General features: G+C 66.9%; 17 protein-coding genes. 10 read left to right on the forward strand and 7 right to left on the reverse strand.

Going from position 1 to position 21,815, the window contains the following annotated elements:
* Positions 1 to 3: 3 nt before the first annotated feature.
* On the reverse strand, positions 4 to 720 hold the full coding sequence (locus KXR83_RS01755) for an EthD domain-containing protein (RefSeq protein WP_437423322.1): 717 nt from the start codon (positions 718 to 720) through the stop codon (positions 4 to 6).
* A 60-nt stretch (positions 721 to 780) separates the two neighbouring features.
* Between KXR83_RS01755 and KXR83_RS01760 the strand changes: the two genes are divergently transcribed.
* The 3 genes from KXR83_RS01760 to KXR83_RS01770 are packed head-to-tail and all read left to right on the forward strand — an operon-like array spanning position 781 to position 2,407.
* A complete protein-coding gene (locus KXR83_RS01760; RefSeq protein ID WP_030166924.1) occupies positions 781 to 1,194 on the forward strand; it encodes a hypothetical protein in 414 nt (137 codons plus the stop codon).
* On the forward strand, positions 1,191 to 1,607 hold the full coding sequence (locus KXR83_RS01765; RefSeq protein ID WP_030166927.1) for a hypothetical protein: 417 nt from the start codon (positions 1,191 to 1,193) through the stop codon (positions 1,605 to 1,607). Before KXR83_RS01760 ends, KXR83_RS01765 begins: the two co-directional genes overlap by 4 nt.
* The gene (locus KXR83_RS01770) at positions 1,604 to 2,407 is read left to right on the forward strand and encodes a hypothetical protein (protein ID WP_437423323.1); all 804 of its coding nucleotides are present in this window, start codon (positions 1,604 to 1,606) and stop codon (positions 2,405 to 2,407) included. The genes KXR83_RS01765 and KXR83_RS01770 overlap by 4 nt, the downstream gene beginning before the upstream one ends.
* A gap of 19 nt (positions 2,408 to 2,426) precedes the next feature.
* On the opposite strand, the gene KXR83_RS01775 is transcribed toward KXR83_RS01770, so the two are convergent.
* Both KXR83_RS01775 and KXR83_RS01780 read right to left on the reverse strand, forming a co-directional pair.
* Positions 2,427 to 3,929, reverse strand: coding sequence for an AMP-binding protein (locus KXR83_RS01775; RefSeq protein WP_437423324.1), 1,503 nt, complete (start codon positions 3,927 to 3,929; stop codon positions 2,427 to 2,429).
* A 191-nt stretch (positions 3,930 to 4,120) separates the two neighbouring features.
* A complete protein-coding gene (locus KXR83_RS01780; RefSeq protein WP_437423325.1) occupies positions 4,121 to 4,666 on the reverse strand; it encodes a hypothetical protein in 546 nt (181 codons plus the stop codon).
* Positions 4,667 to 4,780: 114 nt separating this feature from the next.
* Here KXR83_RS01780 and KXR83_RS01785 point away from each other — a divergent pair, with 114 nt between their 5' ends.
* A complete protein-coding gene (locus KXR83_RS01785) occupies positions 4,781 to 5,872 on the forward strand; it encodes an aminotransferase class V-fold PLP-dependent enzyme (protein WP_437423326.1) in 1,092 nt (363 codons plus the stop codon).
* Positions 5,873 to 5,878: 6 nt separating this feature from the next.
* Here the strand turns inward: KXR83_RS01785 and KXR83_RS01790 are convergent, their stop codons facing one another.
* From KXR83_RS01790 to KXR83_RS01800, 3 genes are read right to left on the reverse strand one after another with little or no spacing between them, the layout of a single operon-like run.
* Positions 5,879 to 7,045: an acyl-CoA dehydrogenase family protein gene (locus tag KXR83_RS01790; protein ID WP_437423327.1), complete on the reverse strand. Its 1,167-nt coding sequence runs from the start codon at positions 7,043 to 7,045 to the stop codon at positions 5,879 to 5,881.
* 15 nt (positions 7,046 to 7,060) lie between these two features.
* The gene (locus KXR83_RS01795; protein WP_437423328.1) at positions 7,061 to 8,626 is read right to left on the reverse strand and encodes a glycerol-3-phosphate dehydrogenase/oxidase; all 1,566 of its coding nucleotides are present in this window, start codon (positions 8,624 to 8,626) and stop codon (positions 7,061 to 7,063) included.
* On the reverse strand, positions 8,623 to 9,219 hold the full coding sequence (locus KXR83_RS01800; RefSeq protein WP_437423329.1) for a TetR/AcrR family transcriptional regulator: 597 nt from the start codon (positions 9,217 to 9,219) through the stop codon (positions 8,623 to 8,625). Before KXR83_RS01800 ends, KXR83_RS01795 begins: the two co-directional genes overlap by 4 nt.
* A gap of 20 nt (positions 9,220 to 9,239) precedes the next feature.
* On the opposite strand from KXR83_RS01800, the gene KXR83_RS01805 reads away from it, so the two are divergent.
* The 3 genes from KXR83_RS01805 (at position 9,240) to KXR83_RS01815 (ending at position 12,663) form a co-directional block, all read left to right on the forward strand.
* Complete coding sequence (locus tag KXR83_RS01805) at positions 9,240 to 10,865, forward strand: FAD-binding oxidoreductase (RefSeq protein ID WP_437423330.1); 1,626 nt, start codon at positions 9,240 to 9,242, stop codon at positions 10,863 to 10,865.
* Positions 10,862 to 11,761 carry a diacylglycerol kinase gene (locus tag KXR83_RS01810; RefSeq protein WP_437423331.1) on the forward strand — a complete coding sequence of 300 codons (900 nt, stop codon included), beginning with the start codon at positions 10,862 to 10,864 and terminating at the stop codon, positions 11,759 to 11,761. Before KXR83_RS01805 ends, KXR83_RS01810 begins: the two co-directional genes overlap by 4 nt.
* A 95-nt stretch (positions 11,762 to 11,856) precedes the next feature.
* Positions 11,857 to 12,663 carry a transglutaminase-like domain-containing protein gene (locus KXR83_RS01815; RefSeq protein ID WP_437423332.1) on the forward strand — a complete coding sequence of 269 codons (807 nt, stop codon included), beginning with the start codon at positions 11,857 to 11,859 and terminating at the stop codon, positions 12,661 to 12,663.
* A gap of 16 nt (positions 12,664 to 12,679) precedes the next feature.
* On the opposite strand, the gene KXR83_RS01820 is transcribed toward KXR83_RS01815, so the two are convergent.
* Complete coding sequence (locus tag KXR83_RS01820; RefSeq protein WP_437423333.1) at positions 12,680 to 14,155, reverse strand: CCA tRNA nucleotidyltransferase; 1,476 nt, start codon at positions 14,153 to 14,155, stop codon at positions 12,680 to 12,682.
* Between the two features lie 137 nt (positions 14,156 to 14,292).
* Between KXR83_RS01820 and KXR83_RS01825 the strand changes: the two genes are divergently transcribed.
* The 3 genes from KXR83_RS01825 to murJ are packed head-to-tail and all read left to right on the forward strand — an operon-like array spanning position 14,293 to position 21,805.
* Positions 14,293 to 15,402 (forward strand): NUDIX hydrolase, encoded by a 1,110-nt coding sequence (locus tag KXR83_RS01825; RefSeq protein WP_437423334.1) that lies wholly within the window; start codon positions 14,293 to 14,295, stop codon positions 15,400 to 15,402.
* Entirely contained in the window at positions 15,399 to 17,969 is a 2,571-nt protein-coding gene (locus tag KXR83_RS01830; protein ID WP_437423335.1) for a hypothetical protein, read from the forward strand. The genes KXR83_RS01825 and KXR83_RS01830 overlap by 4 nt, the downstream gene beginning before the upstream one ends.
* Positions 17,966 to 21,805 (forward strand): murein biosynthesis integral membrane protein MurJ, encoded by a 3,840-nt coding sequence (gene murJ / locus KXR83_RS01835; RefSeq protein ID WP_437423336.1) that lies wholly within the window; start codon positions 17,966 to 17,968, stop codon positions 21,803 to 21,805. The genes KXR83_RS01830 and murJ overlap by 4 nt, the downstream gene beginning before the upstream one ends.
* Positions 21,806 to 21,815 lie beyond the last annotated feature (10 nt).

The raw sequence follows: 21,815 nt of genomic DNA on the forward strand, positions 1-21,815 counted from the left end.
CGCTCAGTCGCGGAACGGGGTCGAATAGACGTAGCGGCTCGTGGGCACGGTGTCGATGTTCTGGTCGGCACCGAAGGCGCCGGTGCTCGCGAGCATCCGGCCCATCCTGTCCGCCAGGTCGTTGTCGTCGGCGGCACCGAAGAAGGCGTGCACATCGTGGACCGCCTCGATCGGGAACAGTTCTTCGACGATGGCGGTGAGTGGTGGCGACGCGGCCGTGAGCGGCCTGACCACCGCGTTCTGCACGTAGCCGAACGTCGACTGGGTCTCGATCGCCACGTTGGTGTGGTCGAGATGCCACCGTCGCAGCCACGTCTGCTCGTCGATGTGTTCTGGTCGGCGCAGAAACGCCATGTTCGCCAACCCGGGTGTTCTGGTGCCCGATTCGACAACAGGCACCGGTAGTGGAATCGATTCGGTGACGAGATAGGCGGCGATGTTTCCGTAATCGGGGTTTCGGTAATCGCGTTCGAGAGTGTTGATCAATTCCGAGACGCCTGGACCGTAGTTTTGCTGTGTCCACACGCTGATGACGGCCACTATCGGAGGTTCAAGCGTGCTCAGAGTCATGATTGAGTCGGTCACAGGCGAATCCCGGACATTGATGCTGACCCCCGCAAAATCCGCTTTCGCGGTCAATTCCACGACACGTTTCTGCAGCTCAGAGCACCATTTGTCGTCGGGAACGGGGGCCCGAACGGACATCATGACTTTTTCCATGCTCGACCTCGACTGCAGACTGTGGCGACAAAATGGTATTGGACCTGGCATTATTACCGCATGCGCAATCGTGATGAGGTGTCGGAGTTCGCAATCGAGCTCAATAAACTCTGTGCCATTCGGTGGCCGGGTGGGTCTCGTACCGCGAACGCCGAGATCGCTGATTGGGTCACGGCAGAAACCGGTCGCAACATCGACCGGCAGTTCGTGTGGCGGATCCGCAAGGGTCGCGTGATGAAGGTCGACGGCGCCGTTCGCGACGCCATCTGCTCCTTCTTCGGGGTCTCCAAAGACCACTTTTCGAGCAACCCCCGCACTCTAGGCGAAGAGGTGCAGGCGGCGATCGAAGAAACGGGACTACAGGTGGCCGGACTTCGCGCCGACCAGCTGTCGTCGACCGGGCGAGCCGAACTGGCAACGTTGCTCCGCGAGGTGAGCCGGGTACTGGAAGCTGAGAAGAGCGTCGGACAATGATGACCCGACAGAAGATGTTTCGCCTGGCCGCCGCGATCACCCCCGAAGGTGATTGGTCCTGGGAAGACTTCGAACACCGCCTCACCCGCCAACTCGATTGCGCGGTTCGCTGCATCACCTCGGACAGCCTGACCTCAGGCGAACTGACGGGGGCGGCGTTGCGTACCGCAAACGGCACCGCGATCATCGTCATCCCGGGCAACGTCTCCACTGCCCATCGCATCCACATCGCCGCGCATGAGGCCTGGCACCTGCTGGCAGGCCACGACGGTTGCGATCAGAACTCACGCCGAGAGGCCAAGGCCGAGGCCTTTGCCACCACAGTGGGCACGCTCGCCGAAGGCCGTGGCAACGAGCCCCGGACCAATCGCGCCCTGACCGCTGCATTCGGAGCTGTTGGCATCGTGGCATGAACACCCTTCTCGGGGCCCTGGCTTGGACAGGGGTGGCCCTGGGAATCCTGATCGCCCTCCGAGGCGGTTGGTATCGCCGTGCCACGACAATCGTCTTCGGTGTGTGCATCACGTTTTACTGCCTCACCGGAGAGAACTACCTAGCGCTCGTACCCGAAGACGGGGTGCGACATCTGATGACCACTGCCGAGCGCATGTGGGGCGCAACATCAGCGGTGCTTGCCGGTTGTGCTCTGGTCGGTGCGTTGATCGCGATCCGGAGAAACAGCATGGATCCCGACGGCGACGAGTGGACCGATCCCGAACTGCACCAACGGGTGATGATCCTGGTGCTCGGTGCCGCAGCGTCTGTCGCGGTGATCAACATGACCCTCGTGCACGCGGATTTCCCGCCGTCGGCCAACTTCCTCACCGAATACGGTGACCACTTCAACGTTGTTCTGTACGAGGCGGTGTTCGCCATCTGGATCGGTCTTCCGGCGGGCTTTCTCGGCTGGACCGTGGTGCGCTCCGAGCTCGGCCCGCTGCGTTACCTCGTGGGCCTTGGCGGTCTCTTCGGTGTGGGTTGGGCGGCGTGGAAGTTCGTCGGAACCGCGCTCATCTGGATCGCGGACATCCCCATAGCCGAGACAAGCCCGGTCAGCGTCACACTCGGACTGCTGGCGCTCGGCTTCTGCGTTGCCGGGTCGCTGCTTCTCAGTCTCGAGGCCGCGTTCCAGGTGTGGCGTGCCGGCCGCACCTATCGCACCGCGCGAGCCCTCGAGGACCGGCGATTGCGCCGACACAATCCCGCCGCCTGAAACGACGCGAAACACAGCCTCACATCTTGAACTTGTAGACCTTGCCGTCGTCGTCGCGCGGGAGATGGTCGAGCACCTCGATGATCCGTGGCAGCTTGTATGACGCCAGGCGCTCACTGAGCGCGTCGAGCAACTGGGCCGGCTGGACGTCGTAGCCGGGCCTGGCCACCACGTACAGGGCCACCTGCTCCCCCAGGTCACCCTCGTGTGGTCGGCCGACGGCGGCAGCGTCTTCGACGTACGCAAGTTCCATCGCCGCCGCCTCGATCTCGGCGGGATAGATGTTGACCCCGCCGGAGATGATCACCTCGGTGCTGCGGCCCGTCAGGTACAGGTATCCGTCGTCGTCGACGTAGCCGACATCGCCCACGTCCAGAGGGAACCGGGCCGGCGTGGGGCTGCGCAGGTAGGTGAAGGCCGGCCAGCCCTGCGGCGGCTGGATCTGCACACGTCCCGTGGTTCCGGCCGGCACCGGCCGGCCCGCGTCATCGACGATCCTCACCGAAGAGCCGTTGACCGGACGGCCGACCGATCCTGGCCGCTCCGACCACTCCTGCGCGTCGATCCAGGTGATGATCCCGCCTTCGGTGCAGCCGAAGAACTCCTTGACCGCGTCCCCGAACCACTCGATGGCGGCACGCTTGATGGCCGGTGGACACGGCGCTGCCGAATGGACAAGATGCGTCAGGGACGACACGTCGTAGGCGGTCCGGACCTCCGGTGGCAACGACAGCAACCGGGAGAGCATCGTGGGGACAACCTTGGCCTGCTCGATGCGCCTGGTGTGGATCAACTCGAGGAACTCTTCGGCATCCCATCTCGGCATGAGGGTGACGTTCGAGCCGATCCGCATGCCGAGGAGAGCAAAGGCATTGGGACTCGCGTGATACAGCGGTCCGGCGACGAGCAGCTCGCCGCCTTGTCGAAGTCCCATACGTTCGGCCGTGGCGCCGGCCACGGTGAAGAGCTGATCCGCGCTCATGTGCTCGCGCACAACACCTTTGGGCCTACCCGTGGTACCCGAGGTGTAGATCAGGCCAAGAGAGGCCGCCATGGCCTCCTCCCGGTACTCGAGCCCGTCTGACCGACTCGCGATGAGTGCTTCATGCGAGTTGCGGCGGTTCACCCCGCCGTCGGTGACCTCGACGATCTGCACAGTCGAGCGGGCCGCGGCAACGGCCTGACGGGCGGTGTGTAGATGCATCGTGTCGCAGAAGAGGATCCGCAGCTCGCAGTCGTCGAGGAGGTAGGTGATCTCTGGTGCGGTCCAGTGCCAATTGATGGGTACCGGGTTGCCCCCCGCAGAGGCGATGGCAATGGAGATCTCGAGGAAGTCGACGCTGTTGAAGGCGAGGAGTCCGACTCTCTCACCGAACTCGACCCCGCAGTCGACCAGCGCTGATGCCAGCCGGCCCGCCCGGTCGAAGCACTCTCGGTGAGTGCGGGCGGTGGACCCGCACAACACCACAGGCTCATCGTCTTCCTGGGCCGCTTCGAAGTCTTGCACTGCATCTGCCCTCATGGTTGACTGAGCCTTACTTCCATTTCTGATCGTAACGGTCATTCAAGTGGAGCGAGGGGTGGCTCTCAGGGTGGCTGCTGACAGGGGCGGCAACCGCCCTGAGACTCGTCGCCTCGATTCGAGCAGCCATCTGTTGGGAACTATCCGCCAATTCTCCGATGAAGTCGACCAGCAGCGGACTGTTAGCGGACCTACCCATAACGGTCGAACGTCAAACCGTCCGGCCCGGGATGCGCTCGCGAATCGGCGACACCATCCAGATCGGAGTCGATCAGAATCTGATCGAACTTCCCGTCGCCGTCGGTGTCGATGTAGAGCCGCCCACCGGTGCGCGACACCGCGATGTCGTTCTGTCCATCGGCGTTGCTGTCGAAGGTTCGCTCGCCCGACGGCGTCGGCGGCTCTCCCGGGTCGGGCGGCGCGGGCGAGGGGGCCGGATCAGGCTGCTCGACCGGTCCGGTGCCGCCAGGGCTTTCGGACCGCTTCCCCCACACCCCTGAACCATCGTCGGTGAACCAGGCGTCGACGGCGCCGTCGTCATCGAGGTCGAGCGCGCTGCAGTCGGCCCGGCCATCATGATCGCGATCCCACAATGCGTCGTCGGACAGTCCGTCGCCGTCGAAGTCGAGCCGGACCGCATCCGGGGCACCTCCTCCGAGGGTCAGATCTGCCGACGAGGTCCAGGTGCTGGTGCGCCCGTCACCGGCCCCGAAGACATACTCGATCGTCGGTTCCATGAGTACTTGGACGGCGCTGGTGGGTGACGGGTTCCGCCGCGCCCCTTCGCGGTAGCGTAAGAGCGACCCCAGTGCCCGGCGCCACCCAGCATGACCTGCGAGGAGGACCTTCGGATGTACGTCAGCGAGCTCGGTGACCTGTGGCATCGGGCCCGAACAGAGCCCGTCAGCATCCACCTCGATTCGGCCGCGGCATCGCGCGCTTCGAATCAGGTCATCGAAAGCATCACGGCCCACCTGTGGCGGGAAGCCGAGCGCGGCGCCTACGTGGCCCAGGAACAGATCACCGAGTCGCTGGACCGGTGCCGGCGTGACATCGCCACGCTCGTCGGGCGCCAGGCGCATGAGCTCGCGTTCCGCGAGTCGGCGAAGGCCGCACTCCGTGCGCTGCTGACCTTCTGGAACCTGCCCATCTCGGCGTCGGTGTGGGTGGCCAAGAACGAGTTCGGGCCCAACCTCGACGAGTTCGAGCGCCGCGGATACGCCGTGCACACCATCCCGTCCGCCGACGTCTACGGACACGTCGACACCGATGCGCTCGAGAACATGCTGCAGTTCGAGCAGCCCGACTTCATCCATGTGTGCCACATCGGATCTCACAGTGGAGTGGTGCAGCCGGTCGAGAAGATCGTCGAGCTGGCGCGTACCGCCGGGGTACCGGTGGTGGTCGATGTCGCCCAGTCGTTCGGTCAGAGGAACTGCGCCTCCGGTGCAGACGTGGTCTATGGAACGAGCCGCAAGTGGCTGGCCGGTCCGCGCGGCGTCGGTTTCCTCGCCGTGCGCGGAGACTCGGTCCGCCCTGCGGAGATCGAGAGTTCCGAAGCCTTTGTCGCAGGACGTCTCGGTCTGGGGGTGGCGATCCAGGAGCTGCAGAGCTTCGGCCCCGAACGGGTCAGCCGCGAACTGGCGGCCATCGGGCAGTTCACCAGGGAACGGTTGCACGGCATCGGCAGCTGGGAGGTGATCGAACCGATCAACGAACCCTCGGCGATCGTCACCCTCGCCCCTCCCCCGGGCTGGGGCCCGTCGGACGTCCTGGCGGCACGAGACAAGTTGCGGTCCATCGGCATCCTGGTCACCTGCGCCGACAGCTGGCGTGCGCCGCTCAGTGCCGAGCAGTCGGTGTTGCGGATCAGCCCGCACCTCGACGTGCAGCGGTCGCACCTGGACCAGCTGGCGAACGAACTACGCGGGATGGGTTACTGAGTCCTCTTACCGAGTCCTCTTCTTTTCCGCTCGCACCAGGCCTGAGCCGATGATCAGTCGTTGTATCTCACTCGTGCCCTCGTACAGGCGCAGGAGCCGTGCGTCGCGGTAAATGCGTTCCACCACAACACCTCTGATGTACCCGCTGCCCCCGTGGACCTGAACCGCGAGGTCCGCGACCTTGCCGAGCATCTCGGTGCAATACAGTTTTGCCACCGATGGAGCGATTCGCCGGTCCTCGCCGCTGACCCATTTGCGCGCCGCTTCGGCCACCAGCGCCCGACCGGCCATCACACCGGTTTGCTGGTCGGCGAGCATTGCCTGCACCAACTGGAAGTCGCCGATCGTCGTGCCTCCCTGCGTGGTCAGCGCGGCGTACTGTACCGACTCGTCCAATGCACGTTGTGCCTGACCGACTGCGACTGCGGCGATGTGGATGCGGCCACGGGCGAGAATGGTCATGGCCGCCCGGTATCCCACCCCTGGATCACCGCCGACAAGTGACGCGCCGGGCACCCGGACGTCGTCGAAGAAGACCTGGGCGGTTACCGACCCCTGTTGGCCCATCTTCGAATCCTTCGGGCCCACACTCACTCCGGGGGTATCGGCAGGCACCAGGAAGACTGCGATGCCCGGGCCGGTCTCATCGGCAGGCCGGTAGCGCGCGAACACCACGAACAGATCGGCCCACGGCGCGTTGGTGATGTAGCGCTTCTCGCCGCTGATCACCCAATCATCGCCGTCGGCAACGGCTTTCGTGCGTAGTCCGGCCGGATTTGAACCGGCCCCGTCCTCGGTGAGCGCAAAGGAAGCCACCACCTCACCAGACGCGATCCGGCTCAGCCAGGCTTCTTTCTGTTCATCGGTTCCGAACTCCACCAGCACCTGACCGGCGATGCCGTTGTTGGTGCCCAGGCTCGACCGGAAGGCCAGACTCGTGTAGCCCAACTCCTGTGCCAGTCGGACATCCTGTTCGAGGTCCAGGCCGAGTCCACCCCACTGCTGCGGGATCGCGAACCCGAAGAGGCCCATGTCCTTGGCCGCCTGCAGCAGATCGGCGGGAATCGCATCGCCGTCGGCGATCTCCTGCTCGCGCGGAACCACCTGCTCACGCACAAAACTCCGGGTTGCCGCCAGGATGTCGGACAGGTCGTCCTCGGTGACTTCGCTCATCGCACCAGGATAGGGTCAAGCGCTTGCAGACACGGTCGCCTTGACGATCTCGGTGACTGCCGGGCGTGCCGCGTCGGCATCGCTGGGCACCAACGCAATTCGGGTGCGTCTGGCCAGGATGTCGTCAACGGTCAGCGCGCCTTCGGCGGTCAGCGCGTACTGCACCTCGGCCCGGGTGACATCGATGTCCTCGGCTATTCGGCCGGCCGGATTGCTCACCGTGGCCGTCTCGATGACACGCTCTGCCTCGGCACCGAACCGTGCCACCAGCGACTCGGGCAACGTGCTGTCGCCGGCCCGACCGACAGCGCCCACCAGTGCCAGCGACTCGGTCTCGCACGATGCCGCGCGGATGCCGCCGCGCTGCACGGCTTCGTCGACGGCGTCCTGGGCCATCTGGCGGTAGGTCGTCAGCTTCCCGCCGACCACCGTGATCACACCTGTGGGACTGACCCGCACCAGATGATTGCGCGACAGGTCGGCGGTGGCCCGCTCCCCCGCGCCGCCGTCGTCGATCAGCGGTCGCAGTCCCGAGTAGGTGCCGCGAATGTCTGACCGGGTGAGTTCCCGGCTGAGTGCCTGGTTGATCGTGTTGAGTAGCAGATCGATCTCGTTCTTGGACGGGGTGGGCTCGTCCGGGATGTCGCCAGGTGCGTCCTCGTCGGTGAGCCCGATGTACACCCGGCCCAGCTGCTGCGGCAGCGCGAAGACGAACCGGCTGATGCTGCCGGCCATCGGAACGGTGAGTGCTGCGGTCGGATTGCCCACAGCAGCGGCGTCGACCACGAGATGCGTTCCGCGACTTGGTCGTAGGCGTATCGAATCGTCGACCTGGCCGGACCACACCCCGGTTGCGTTGATCACCGACCGGGCTGCGATCGGGAAGCTGTGGCCCGTTCGGGTGTCGGTGAGCACGGCGCCGTGCCCGGTGGCGTCGGACGCACGGGTATAGGTGCAGATGTGGGCGCCGAGGCCCGCCGCGGTTCGCGCGAGTGCGACCACCAGACGGGCATCGTCGATGAGCTGCCCGTCGTGTCCCAGGACCGCCGACCGCAACCCATCGGTCCGGATTCCCGGACACAGTTCTCCGGCCCGCTGCGCCGAGATACGGCGTGAACGCGGCAATACGGTGGCAGGGGTCTTGGCGTTGTGCCGCAGCACATCTCCGGCAAGCATGCCTGCACGGGCCGCGACCGTGGCGACCAACGAGGTGTCGGAGTAGACAGGCAACAGCTGGCCGACCGGCCGGACGAGATGCGGTGCGATCACCGTCATCACCCGATGACGTTCGAGCGCGGACTCGCGTGCGATCGAGACGTTGCCGGTCGCGAGGTACCGCAGACCGCCATGGACGAGTTTGCTGCTCCACCGGCTGGTTCCGAAGGCCAGGTCATGCGCCTCCACCAACACCACCGACAGCCCGCGGGCTGCTGCATCGAGTGCGGCACCGGCACCGGTGACACCCCCACCGATGACCAGTACGTCGATCGGATCGGTACGCGAAGCGAGTTGTGCGAGTTCGCTGGTGCGGCGGTCGGCGTTCAACGACGCGCCGGAGAAAGACAGGGGTCGGCCGGTCATGGCTCACTCCTCAGATAGGACATGAGTGCGTGCCGCAGTTCTGGCGACCATCGCTCACCGAGAATGGGTTCGACGATCGCGTGGGATTGGATCGTGGACTGGCAGATCAGCAGGACCATGGTGGCAAGCTGGTCGGGATCGCCGTCGCGGATGTCGCCGCGGCGCTGACCGTCTGCGATCGTGCGGTTCAAGAGTGCAAGCACCGCTTGCTGGCTCCGCCCGAATCTGACGAACACGTACGGCGCCAGCGCTGCCGACGGCTCACTCCACAATGCCGCAAACAGGTCGTTGTGCCGGATGGCGTCGGCGACGGCAACAATCCTCTCGACCTTGTCCCCCAGCGATGTGCCTTGTGGCGGCTCGCCGGCGATGACCCGGCTCATCTCCCTCGTGACGAGGTCGGCGGTCACCGACTGCACGTCGGGCCAGCGCCGGTACACGGTCGGCCGACTCACTCCGGCCAGTCGTGCAACCTCGGCCAGGGTGATCTTGCCGCCTTCTGCGCGCACAAGACATGTCCGCGCCGCGTCGAGAACGCGGTCGGCGACGGAGCGATCGCCCACTGCGGCGATCTTGGCGTGACGGATTGACATATTGTGTAAAACTGTAACGCATGACGGTGAATTACCCACAACACGCACTACCGCTTCCCCCGATGAAGTGGGATGCGTGGGGAGCGGAATCGGCGGCCACCCACCTCTCCGCCGACATCAAGAACCTTCTTGTCGGCATCTTGGGCATCTCCGGCGAACCGATCGACGCACCGACCGCCGACCAGGTGCGCCTGTCCCCCACCCGCCTGACCGACACCGACCTCGATGCATTGCGCGCGATCGTCGACGCAGTCTCGACCGCCGACGGTGATCGGCTGATCCGCTCCGGCGGTAAATCGACCCTGGACCTGTTGCGCCGCAAGCAGATAGAGCAGGCCGCACCGGACGGTGTGGCGATCCCCGCGTCCGACGACGAGGTACACGCCCTGCTGCAGTGGTGCGCGCTCTCCGAGGTGGCCGTGGTGCCCTTCGGCGGCGGCACCAGCGTGGTCGGCGGCCTCGATCCCGAGAGCGGCGAACACCGTGCGACCCTGTCGGTCGACCTGCGCCGTTTCGACGACTTGATCACGATCGACACCGTGTCCGGGCAGGCCACCCTTGGCGCAGGGGTGACCGGTCCGGCCGCCGAACAACTTCTCGCCGAGCACGGCTTCACACTCGGGCACTTTCCGCAGAGTTTCCAGTTCGCCACCATCGGCGGGTTCGCGGCCACCCGATCGTCGGGGCAGGCATCAGCCGGGTACGGGCGCTTCGACGACATGGTGACCGGCCTGCGGGTGGTCACGCCCGCCGGCACCCTCGACCTGGGCGGTGCGCCGAAAACCGCTGCGGGCCCTGATCTTCGGCAACTGTTCCTCGGTTCGGAAGGCACTTTCGGGATCATCACACAGGTCACCGTCCGGGTTCGCCGGATTCCGCCGGTGACCATCGGCGAGGCATGGCACTTCCCCGACTTTGCTTCCGGCGCAAACGCTTTGCGTTCCGTGGCACAGCAGGGCGGAGGTCCTACGGTGATGCGGTTGTCGGATGAGGCGGAGACCGGGGTGAACCTGGCCAGTCCAGCCGAGATCGGCGCGAGTGATCAGCGCGACGCCCGGTCCGGCGGCTGCCTGGCGATCACAACCTTCGAGGGCACAGACGATGTCGCCGCCGCGCGCCGCGACCTCACCGCCGCCCTGTTCACGGCCGCCGGCGGTACATCGATGGGCGCCGAACCCGCACACGCCTGGGCGCACGGCAGGTTCAACGCCCCGTACCTGCGTGATGCGCTGCTCGCGATCGGCGTCGGTTGCGAAACCCTCGAGACGGCAACCACGTGGGCCGAGCTGGCCGATACGAAGGCTGCCGTGACCACAGCCCTGACCACCGCCATCGAGGAATCCGGCTCACCCGCCCTAGTCCTCTGCCACATCTCCCACACCTACCCCACGGGGGCTTCGTTGTACTTCACGGTGGTCTACCGGGCCACCGATGATCCCATCGGACAGTGGATGCATGCGAAAACCGCTGCATCACAAGCGATGATCGACTCCGGTGCGACCATCACTCACCATCACGCCGTCGGCGCCGACCACCGGCCGTGGCTGGCCGACGAGGTCGGCGACGTGGGAGTGCGGGTGCTGCGCGCGGTGAAATCCGCGCTCGACCCCACCGGCATCCTCAACCCGGGCAAACTCATCCCATGACCACTGCGATCGCCAGGGTGTCCGCTCTGATCAATCCCGCTGCCCGCCATGGCCTCGGCGTGCGCGCCGCAGCCACCGCGCTCGCCGCGCTGCGTGACCGCGGCGTGGAGGTGACCGAGCTGGTCGGCCGCGACCCCGACGACGCCCGTGAACTCGCGCGCGCGGCGGCCGAATCCGACATCGACGCCCTGGTGGTGGTCGGCGGCGACGGCAGCGTGCGCCTGGCCCTGGAGGCCGTCGGCGACACCGGTGTCCCGCTGGGTCTCATCCCGGCCGGGACCGGCAATGACCACGCACGCGCTCTGGGGATCCCCACCGACGACCCTGCTGCTGCCGCTGCCATCATCGCCGCCGGGCGTCGGCGTCCGTTCGACATCGCGGTCATCACGCCGGCCGAGGGCCCCAGTGCCGTTTTCGGAACGGTCGCGGCCACCGGACTCGACGCACTGGTCACCGAGCGTGCGAACAACATGTCGTGGCCCAAGGGGCAATTACGCTATCCACTGGCGGCGGTCGCCGAACTGGCGCGGATGAAGCCGTTCCACTATCGGATCACCGTGGACGACAACACATTCGAACGCGACCTCATCCTGGCGGCAGTGGGCAACACCCCCTCGTACGGCGGCGGGATGAAGATCACGCCGTCGGCGGTCATCGACGACGGCCTACTCGACCTCACCCTGATCTCTCACGGACCCCGTCTGAAGATGTTCGGATTGTTCCCGACCATGTACAGCGGCAAGCACATCGAGCACAAAGAGGTGGAGCAGTTCCGTGGTTCCCGCATTGTCCTGGACTGCGTACCCACCGCGCCGATCTATGCCGATGGCGACCGGATCGGGCGGTTGCCGGCAACCATCGAGGTACGGCCGGGTGCGGTAACGTTCCTGGCATAGCCGCCGTCGTCGTCGGGCACCCATGTAAGCCGCACGGGACTCTTTCCCTTCCGTCGAGTCCGTCGTGCCGAGTCCCGTCCTGCCGAGGAGTTCCTGTGCTCAAACGTGATGTATCCGCCCATCTCGACGTCGACATCACCGGCGAGACCGATCTGGAGTTCCAGATCACCGTGGCCCCGCATCCCGGGGCAGAGGTCACCGAGTCGCTGTCCTTTGTACTGGACGGAAAACCCCTGTTCGCCAAGGAGATCAGCGGTGCGCACGGAAGCCGCATCCACATGCTGCACGCCGGGGTGGGCAACCTGCAGGTGGAGTACACCGCCACCGTCCTCGGTTCCGCCGAACCGGCACCGGTGTCCGACCACGACCTGTCGGTGTACCTGCGGCCGAGCCGATACGCCGAGGCCGACAAGTTCTTCGGTTTCGCCGCAAAGCAATTCGGCGATCTGACCGACCCCGCTGAGCTGCTCGACAAGGTCGCGTCGTGGGTGGGTACCCATCTGGACTACGTCCCGGGTTCCAGCGACCCCATCGACGGTGCCGCCGATACCCTGCTGGCCGGCGCCGGCGTCTGCCGCGACTACGCACACCTGGTGGTCGCGATCCTGCGGGCGGTGAACGTCCCGGCTCGACTTGTCGCCGTGTACGCGCCTGGTTGCGATCCGATGGACTTCCACGCCGTCGCCGAGGCATTCGTCGATGGCCGGTGGCGAGTTGTCGACGCCACCTGCCTGGCGCCTCGCCAGACATTGGTCCGCATCTCCACCGGCCGTGACGCCGCGGACACCGCATTCCTCGACAACCACCGGGGCGCGATCACCCTGAACAAGGCAACGGTGACCGCTGTGGTCGACGGTCCGTTCCCGAACGACGACATCAGCGAGATGGTGTCACTCGGCTAGCCAGGGAACAGCCGGCTCAGCCCTGCTGCTCGGCGGCCCACCATTGCCGCAACGCCTCTTCGGCTTCCTCGCGCGACATGGGTCCGCGATCGAGCCGCAGTTCCTTGAGATACCGCCAGGCCTTGCCGACCATCGGGCCCGGGGGCAGATCGAGCAACTCCATGATCGTGTTGCCGTCGAGGTCGGGCCGGACCTTCGCCAGGTCTTCCTGTTCGGCGATCCTGGCGATGCGCTGCTCGAGGTTGTCGTAGTTCTGCTGCAACTTGCGCGCCCGGCGCTTGTTGCGAGTGGTGCAGTCGGCCCGCACCAGTTTGTGCAGCCTCGGCAGCAGGGGACCGGCATCGGTCACATAGCGGCGTACCGCTGAATCGGTCCATTGATTGTCGCCGTAGCCGTGGAACCTCAGATGCAGGAACACCAGGTTCGCGACGTCCTCGATGACCGCCTTCGGATACTTCAGGGCGCGCAAGCGCTTTCGGACCATCTTGGCGCCGACCACCTCGTGGTGATGAAAACTCACCCCACCGTTCGGTTCGTGACGCCTGGTTGCCGGCTTGCCGATGTCGTGCAGAATCGCCGCCCACCGCAAGACAAGATCGGGATCGCCGTCCTCGAGGTCCATCGCCTGGGCGAGCACGGTGAGGGAGTGGGTGTAGACATCCTTGTGCTGGTGGTGCTCATCGATGGCGAGCTTCATCCCCGGGATCTCAGGGATGATCAGCTCCGCCAAACCGGTCTCACACAACGTCTCGACACCCTCGACCGCATGCTCGCCGAGGATCAGCTTGTCGAGTTCGGCCGCAATCCGCTCGACAGTGATCCGTTCGATCTGGCCGGCCATCTCCACCGTGGCCGCGAACACCCGCGGCGACAGCGAGAACCCGAGCTGCGAGACGAACCGCACACCACGCAACATGCGGAGCGGATCGTCGTTGAACGAATCCTCGGGCGCGGCGGGCGTGTCGATGACCCCGGCCAGCAACGCGTCCATCCCGCCGAGCGGGTCGATGAACTCCTGGCTGCCGTCGGCACCGATCTTCACGGCCATCGCATTCATGGAGAAGTCGCGGCGCACCAGATCGTCTTCGAGTCGATCACCGAACCGCACCTGGGGATTGCGGCTCACCCGGTCATAGGAATCGGCCCGGAACGTGGTGATCTCGATCTGGATTCCCGACCGGACCGCGCTGATGGTGCCGAACTCGATCCCGGTGTCCCAAATCGCCTCGGCCCACCCGCGCAGCAACTCCTGCACCTGCTCGGGACGTGCATCGGTGGTGAAGTCCAGGTCGCCGGTGCTGAGTCGGCCCAGCACCGCGTCACGCACCGAGCCGCCCACGAGGAACAGCTCGTGTCCCGCTGCGGCAAATCGAGCGCCGAGGGGATCGAGGGTGTCCGAGAGTCCCCGCAACGACACCGCAGCGGCTGCGAGCAACCTGGTGCGTCGCTCATCGGCGGCCGAGGTGCCGGTGGAAGAAGGGGGAGTTGTCACGACTGGCCAGACTACCGACCGACCGGCGACGATCCGAACCCCGATCGCGCGGCATGACCAAACCGCGGTGGGCTCAGGGCGCCGCCATCGGCCCCGCTGGCAGAAACGGTGGGTTAACGGCGACTAGCATCGTGTGAGTGTCAGCCGAACCCACCGAGCCGAATAGGGACGTCCCTCGACGTCCGCGGCGCAGGCGCGGCAATCGGCGCGGCGGATCGACAGCCACCCGGATCGACAGCTCTCATCACAGTGGAGCGGAGCCCCGTCCTCAGCCGAGTCCCCAGCCAGGTCCGGAACCGCAACGCAGCGACGACCCGGCAGTCGACGCCACCGCGTCGTCCACCGGATCGCGGCGATCGCGCCGCGGACGTCGCCGAAAGCCGTCACGCCCCGCCGACCACAGCGTCGAGGCCGCCCGTAGTGAATCCACCGGAGTCGCCGGAACCCATGTTGTCGAAGGTCGGACCGCGCAGGTCAAGCCGTCGGATGTGGGCAAGGTCAAAGCCCCTGCCAAGGTGCCCGCGAACCTGGCCAAACAACGACTTCGCACTGTGCGGGAGACCTCGGCCGGCGGGCTGATGGTGTCGGGTCTCGACGGCCCGCACGAGCAGCGGTGCGCCGCCCTCATCGGCAGGGTCGATCGCCGCGGCCGGATGATGTGGTCGCTGCCGAAAGGTCACATCGAGACGGGGGAGACCGCCGAGCAGACGGCGATCCGTGAGGTCGCCGAGGAGACGGGCATCGAGGGCAACGTGGTGGCCCCCCTTGGAAAGATCGACTACTGGTTTGTCAGTGAGGGCAAACGGATCCACAAGACGGTGCACCATTACCTGATGCGCTTCACCGGTGGCGAACTCTCCGACGCCGACTACGAGGTGGCCGAGGTCGCCTGGGTTCCACTCGCCGAGCTGCCTCGCCGACTGACCTATTCGGACGAGCGACGATTGGCGCGCGTTGCCGAGGACGTCATCGCCGAGCTCGTCGCCGACCCCGACCGGATGGCCGAGTCAGAGGCCAAGGGGCAGCGCACCGAACCGAACGCCTACGAGAAGGCGGCGGCCGCGCGGAACCAGAAGCGCAATGAGCCTCCGCCCGCACCGGCGAAGCCTCGCCGTAGACGTCGCCGGGGTCGTCGGGGCGGCGGTGGCGGCACCGAGACCACAATCGAGAACCGCGGGGCCGGCAACAGCGGGGGACCGGCCGCCCATGCACCACCGCCGGAATCCGGCCCGCACGTCGCGACGTGAACGGCCGATCGATGCGGGCGTTGACGATCCTGGTCAGCGTTCTCGCCCTGGTGTTCGGACCGCTCGCGGTGTCTGCGGTGGCCGCACCCGACGACGACACCTCGCTGACCGACGACACCTCGCAGACCGGGGAGTTCCTGCGGATCTCGCTCGAGTCGATCGATCCCTCCACAGTCACCACCTCCAGTCCCGGCGTCGTCACCGCCAGCGGGACGCTGTCCAACGTCGGGGACCGGCCGGTCCGCAACATCGCCATGCGCCTGCAGCGCGGGGACGCCATCACCACCAGCGCCGGTCTCGGCGACTCCCTGTCCGCCGACGCGAACAGTTTCGAAACCGTCGGCGACTTCTCCGACGTCAGTCAGCAGCTCGGACCCGGGCGGTCGATTCCCTTCTCGTTACGAATTGATCTGTCTGTCAACGCTTCTGGTGCGTCCAGCTTCCAGATCGACAAGCCGGGTATCTATCCGGTGCTGGTCAACGTCAACGGCACACCCGACTTCGGCAACCCGGCGCGGCTCGACGATGCGCGCGTACTCCTGCCCGTGGTCGGCCTGCCGCCGAACCCGCTACGGGCTCAATCCCAGGCCGACGACGACGCCCCGGGCGACCCTGTCGCCGCGCCCATCGGAGCCGACGGTTCAGTGGCCCCGGACATCTCACAACCAGTCGGCATGACCATGCTCTGGCCGATCGCCGCACCGGCGTCGCTCGCGCCCGGCGTCACCGGGGGAGGCGACGAGACCGTCCGGTTGATGGACAACGGCCTCGAGCAGTCACTGGCCGCCGGCGGACGGCTCGATCGACTCGTGGCGACCATGGAGCAGACCCGGACGCAAGACCTGGAGTCGCCGCTGGCGCGCAGTCTGTGTCTGGCGGTGGACCCCGATCTGCTGATCAGTGTGCAGGCGATGACCGGTAATTATCTGGTCACCACCGACCCGGCCGATCCGACCGGTCCGGCTCGGGAAGGCACCGGATCCGAGGCCGCGGCAGCCTGGCTCGCTCGGCTGCAGGCGCTGGCGGCCGGTATGTGCGTGGTGGCCACCTCATTCGCGCACGTCGACACCACCGCGCTGACCCAGGTCGCCGATTCCGACCTGTCCGATACCGCGTTACGCGCACCCGCCGACATCGTCGACCGCATCCTCAACGTGAAGAGTGTGCGTGGCCTGGCGATCCCTGCCTCGGGGGTACTGGACACCGCGGGCGCAGGGCTGATCCGCGACAAGGGCGCGGTGGGCACCGTCGTCGCGGCGTCGAGCGTAAGAAACCTCACCCCCACCTCGACGAACGGCGAATACCCCCTGGGCGAGGACCTCGCCGTGCAGACCTACGACCCGGCGGTGGCAAGCGGTCTGTCGGCACTCGGTCCGGGTCCGCGGTCGGCGCAGGTCACCCCGACGGCCCAGCGGGCAGGCTGGCTGGCCGGCACCGAAGAAGTCCGCCGCCAGAACGCGGTCGCGGCGATGATGTTCTCTGCGCTCGCACCTTCCACCCTCGCCGACGACCCCAGGACCGCCGACCCGGGCACGCAATCTCCGGACGCGCAGGCCGTGGCCGACCCGATCGCCGAACGCATCGGGCGCGGCGCGGTGCTGATGCCCCCACCCACGTGGTCTGCGTCCGAAGACGACACCCGGGCCGTGTTGTCGGCGATGTCGCTGCTGCTCGGTTCGGACCTCGCGATTCCCCGGTCGCTGGCGGGGATCGCGACTGATCTCACCGCCACCAGCTCCGCGCCCGCGGGTGCAGAGCTGGTCGCCCCACCCGAGACCACCGTCAACGGTCCCGATCCCCGGGTCATCGCCGCGGTACGCGCAGACCTGCAGCAGACGCGCGACCTACAGGACTCGATGACGCGCCGTGCGGACGTGCCGATCACCCCGGGCGCCTACCTGGCACCGCTGCGTGAGGACATGCTGCGGGCGATGGCGTCCGTGGCGCCGCAGGATCAGCAGGCGGCAGCGCGGTCGGCGTCGATGCGCACGTCCGCGGTCGCGACCACGCTGTCGAACATCCGCAACGGTGTGGGCATCCTCGATCCCGGTGGCCGGTTCACCCTCGCGTCCGAACGCAGCCCGTTGCTCCTGGTGATCCGCAACGATCTGCCCGTGGCGATGCGAACGCGATTGAACGTCTCGGCACCGAGCGGCATGACCGTCGGGGACATGGGTGTGTTGGAGATCCCGCCCCGGGGCACCCGTCAGATCCAGGTCCCGACCCGCGCTGACCGTTCCCGTTCGATGACGGTGGAAATCGGCCTGGTGACCACAGGCGGAGTCCCGTTGGGCGACTCGATCAACCTGTCAGTACATTCCAATGCATATGGTAAACCGCTCTTCATCATCACAATCTGTGCCGGCGCACTCCTGGTGTTCTTGTCGGGCAGACGGTTGTGGCATCGATTCCGTGGGGAACCCGACCCGGCCGACCTCGACCGGCCCGAACCCGACGAACGCGATCGCCTGATGGCGGAGAGCCGCGCGTTGCACAGTTCACCCGAGCGCGAGCATCACCTCGGCCGACATCACCCCGACCACGACACCGGCGGCGACAAGTCATGACCAACGGTGGAATGCAGCCGCCACCTCCGCGCCGACGGCCCCCGCCACGGTCTGTGGGGGTCCCGCCCGGCCCACCACGCGACAACGCACCCGGGCCACGCCCGACAGCCGGTGAGCTGGCCTCGGCTGCGTCCGGCAAGATGACGACGTCCACGGCGATCGACCCCGGTGCCCGCGTCCGCGAACAGCCGTCCGACGACAGCGTCCTGCGCACCAGCGGATCCATCGCGCTGGCCACCCTGGTCTCGCGCATCACCGGATTCGTACGCACGGTCCTGGTGCTGGCTCTGCTCGGCGCCGCGGTCGCTTCCTCGTTCCAGGCCGCCTACGTACTGCCCAACATGGTCGCCGAGGTGGTCCTCGGTGCCGTCCTCACCGCCATCGTGATCCCGGTCCTGGTACGCGCCGAATCCGAAGACGCGGACGGGGGAGTGGGATTCATCAACCGCATCTTCACCCTCGCGGTGACCGTGCTGGGGGTGGCCACCCTCGCGGCCCTGATCGCTGCTCCCGCGCTCACGATGCTCAACCTCGGTGACGGCAAGGTCAACCGCGACCTCGCCACCGCACTTGCGTTCCTGCTGATGCCCGCCGTTCTGTTCTATGGGTTGTCGGCGCTGTTCATCGCCATCCTGAACATGAAGGGTTTCTTCAAGCCCGGCGCCTGGGCACCCGTGCTCAACAACGTCGTACAGATAGTCACCCTGATCGCCTATGCGGTCGCCCCGGGTGACATCTCGCTGAACCCGGTCAGCATGGGCGACACCAAACTCCTGATCCTGGGCGTCGGCACCACCCTCGGTGTGATCGCCCAGACCGCGGTACTGCTCCCCGCCATCCGGCGCAGCGGGGTGAAGCTGAAACTGCAGTGGGGTCTGGACGACAGGTTGCGCAAGTTCGGCAACATGGCACTCGCCATCGTTCTGTACGTCGCAGTCCTGCAGGTCGGTCTGATCGTCACCTATCGCATCGCCTCGAGCGCAACCGAATACGGCGTCAGCGTATACGCGACACACTGGCAGCTCCTGCAGTTGCCCTACGGCGTTCTCGGCGTGACCATCCTGACCGCGATCATGCCCCGCCTCTCCCGCAATGCCGCCGCCGACGACACCCACTCGGTGGTCGACGATCTCTCGCTGGCCACCCGGTTGACGATGGTCTCGCTGGTGCCCGTCATCGCGTTCATGACGTTCTTCGGGCCGGCCATCGGTGTGGCCGTGTTCAACTTCGGCAAGTTCGACGCCGACACCGCCTCACAGCTCGGCAGCGTGCTCTCGTGGGGCGCGTTCACGATGATCCCGTACGCGATGACACTGGTGCAGCTCCGCGTGTTCTATGCCCGCGAGGACGCCTGGACCCCGACGTACATGGTCATCGGGATCACCGCGGTGAAGGTGGCGGCGTCCTATCTCGGCCCGGTCCTGTTCGACGACCCCGACGCGATCGTCCGGTGGCTGGCGCTGTCCAACGGTCTCGGCTACCTCGTCGGTGCGGTGGTCGGTCACTATCTGCTGCGCAGCAGGCTCGGTGGCGCCCGCATGACCAACGTCGGCCGCACGGTCATCTGGACCATCGTGGTGTCGGTGGCGTGCAGCGCGCTGGTGTGGGCGCTGGCCGAGGTGTCCGGGCTCCACACGCTCAGCACCGACCACGGCAAGGTCGGCTCCCTCGCCTATCTCTTGCTCGTCGCGGTGGTCTCCATCGGCCTCACCTACACGGTCCTGACCCTGCTACGTGTTCCCGACGTGCTCGCGGTGGTGGTCGCGGTCCGGCGGGTCATCGGCCGGTTCATCCCGGCTGTCGCCCCAACCGCCGAACCCGCCACCGACGGCGCTGCCACCATGACCGTTCAATTCCCGCGGATCTCTGGGGACGAATCGGTTCCGTATTCTGGTCAGGTCGAGGTCATTCAGCGCTTCGACCGGGGAACATCGAGTTGGCAGGCGTATTCGGTCACCAGTGGTGGTGCCGCCGGAATGGGCGTCCGCCAACCCCAAGATCTTCGCTATCGGAGGAGAGGAGCAGGTGCCTTGAACAAACCAGAGCCCGACAGCAAACCGGCCGGGCCGCCCACGCCTGCTGCCGGTTCCACCGCCGTCTCGCCAGAAGACGGTCCCGCCACCAAGGCGATGCCCAGTCAGGCCGGCGCCCGTCAGCCGGCTCCCGCGCAACCGCCGGGCGACCGTCCCGCATCAGGTCCCCCCGGACCTCGCCCACCCGCGGCGCCGGGCGACGGACCCCCACGTCCTCCCGAGGCGCCACTGCCGGGCCTACGGGCACGACGCGGACCGCGGCTGGTCCCAGGCGCTGCCGTCGCCGGCGGCCGCTACCGTCTGCTGCAGCACCACGGTGGCGCACGCGGACTCCAGTTCTGGCAGGCCCGCGACATCAACCTGGACCGCGACGTCGCCCTGACGTTTGTCGACGCTCTGCAGGTCGCACCACCACCCGACCCGGGCGTGCGTATCGATCCGCGCGACGAGGGTCCGCAGGCGGTGCTCTCACGCACCCTGCGGCTGGGGCGCATCAACTCGCCCGGGATCGCTCGAGTACTCGACGTGGTGCGCGGATCGTCCGGCGGAATCGTTGTCGCCGAGTGGGTTCCGAGCTCGTCGCTGGCTGACGTCGCCAAGACCAGTCCGTCTCCGGTCGGTGCTGCCCGCGCCGTCCGGGCGCTCGCAGCTGCGGCCGAATCAGCGCACCGCAACGGCGGCGCGCTGTCCATCGACCATCCCGAACGCATCCGGATCAGCCAGGACGGCAACGCATTCGTCGCGTTCCCCGGCACGCTGGCCGACTCCGACAAGTCCACCGACGTCCGTGGTCTCGGTGCCGTCCTCTACGCACTGTTGCTCGCCCGTTGGCCACTCGACGCCGACACCGGTAGGGAACTGGCTACCAACCGCGCGTCGAACGAGCCCGTCGGGGGACTGCACCCGGCATCACCCGGACCCGGCGACCTGCCCCGCGAGCCACGCGCCGAGCGTCCCGACGTCCCGTTCGAGATCTCGGCGGTCGCCGCCCGGGCCCTCGAGGGGAACAGCGGAATACGCACCGCGGCAACGGTTCAGCACGTTCTCGACCAGGCAACCGTGCTGGATCAGAAGACCGATCTCATCGCGCAGGTCCGCGACGACGACGGACCCGGTTCGTCGTCGCGCGCGACGCCGCGCATGCTCGGCACCGGGAGTGACGGTAAGAAGCCACGGTCGGTGCGCGTGATGGCGCTGATCGCCGGGGCTGTGCTGCTCACGTTGTTCCTCATCATCGCGATGGTGGTCTGGATCTCGAACTCGGTGGGTGGCGGCAACGACACCCCCGACATCGACAAGATCTTCTCCTCCTCGGCCGGCGCTCCGTCTCCCGGTGCACCCGCGCCTGCGGTCGGGTCGGCGCCGCTCGCATTGACCGGCGTGACGATGCTCGACTATTCCGACCAGGAGCCGGACAGCCGGACGAACCTGAACAACGTCATCTCGGGCCAGGCCCCGGCATGGCAGACCGACGAGTACCGCGGCGGACCGCGGTTCGGAAACCTCAAACCCGGTCTGGGACTGATGTTCACACTGGACCGCGACGCCACGCTGACCGAGGCCGTCGTCCGGACCACCACGCCGGGCCTCCAGGTCCAGATCCGCACCGCCGACGACCCACGCGCCCCGTTCGAGGCCACCACACAGGTCGGCGCCGCGACCCTGGACAACGAAACCACCACCATCCCGATCACCGGTGCCGGCCCCTCGCGGTACGTGATGGTGTGGCTGACATCGTTGCCCCGCAACGACAGCGGCCGCTACCAGGGGTCGGTCGCCCAAGTCACGCTCACCGGTTCCTAGGCCGACGAAG

The sequence above is a fragment of the Williamsia muralis genome (genome assembly GCF_051487485.1).
In the GTDB taxonomy this organism is placed as follows: domain Bacteria; phylum Actinomycetota; class Actinomycetes; order Mycobacteriales; family Mycobacteriaceae; genus Williamsia; species Williamsia muralis_B.

Bases quoted from the DNA above. Each gene is read 5' to 3' on its own strand.
- KXR83_RS01755 (WP_437423322.1), bottom strand. From the start codon at position 720: ATGGAAAAAGTCATGATGTCCGTTCGGGCCCCCGTTCCCGACGACAAA.
- KXR83_RS01795 (WP_437423328.1), bottom strand. From the start codon at position 8,626: ATGACCGGCCGACCCCTGTCTTTCTCCGGCGCGTCGTTGAACGCCGAC.
- KXR83_RS01770 (WP_437423323.1), top strand. From the start codon at position 1,604: ATGAACACCCTTCTCGGGGCCCTGGCTTGGACAGGGGTGGCCCTGGGA.
- KXR83_RS01765 (WP_030166927.1), top strand. From the start codon at position 1,191: ATGATGACCCGACAGAAGATGTTTCGCCTGGCCGCCGCGATCACCCCC.
- KXR83_RS01775 (WP_437423324.1), bottom strand. From the start codon at position 3,929: ATGAGGGCAGATGCAGTGCAAGACTTCGAAGCGGCCCAGGAAGACGAT.
- KXR83_RS01790 (WP_437423327.1), bottom strand. From the start codon at position 7,045: ATGAGCGAAGTCACCGAGGACGACCTGTCCGACATCCTGGCGGCAACC.
- KXR83_RS01785 (WP_437423326.1), top strand. From the start codon at position 4,781: ATGTACGTCAGCGAGCTCGGTGACCTGTGGCATCGGGCCCGAACAGAG.
- KXR83_RS01805 (WP_437423330.1), top strand. From the start codon at position 9,240: ATGACGGTGAATTACCCACAACACGCACTACCGCTTCCCCCGATGAAG.
- KXR83_RS01780 (WP_437423325.1), bottom strand. From the start codon at position 4,666: ATGGAACCGACGATCGAGTATGTCTTCGGGGCCGGTGACGGGCGCACC.
- KXR83_RS01800 (WP_437423329.1), bottom strand. From the start codon at position 9,219: ATGTCAATCCGTCACGCCAAGATCGCCGCAGTGGGCGATCGCTCCGTC.
- murJ (WP_437423336.1), top strand. From the start codon at position 17,966: ATGACCAACGGTGGAATGCAGCCGCCACCTCCGCGCCGACGGCCCCCG.
- KXR83_RS01810 (WP_437423331.1), top strand. From the start codon at position 10,862: ATGACCACTGCGATCGCCAGGGTGTCCGCTCTGATCAATCCCGCTGCC.
- KXR83_RS01760 (WP_030166924.1), top strand. From the start codon at position 781: ATGCGCAATCGTGATGAGGTGTCGGAGTTCGCAATCGAGCTCAATAAA.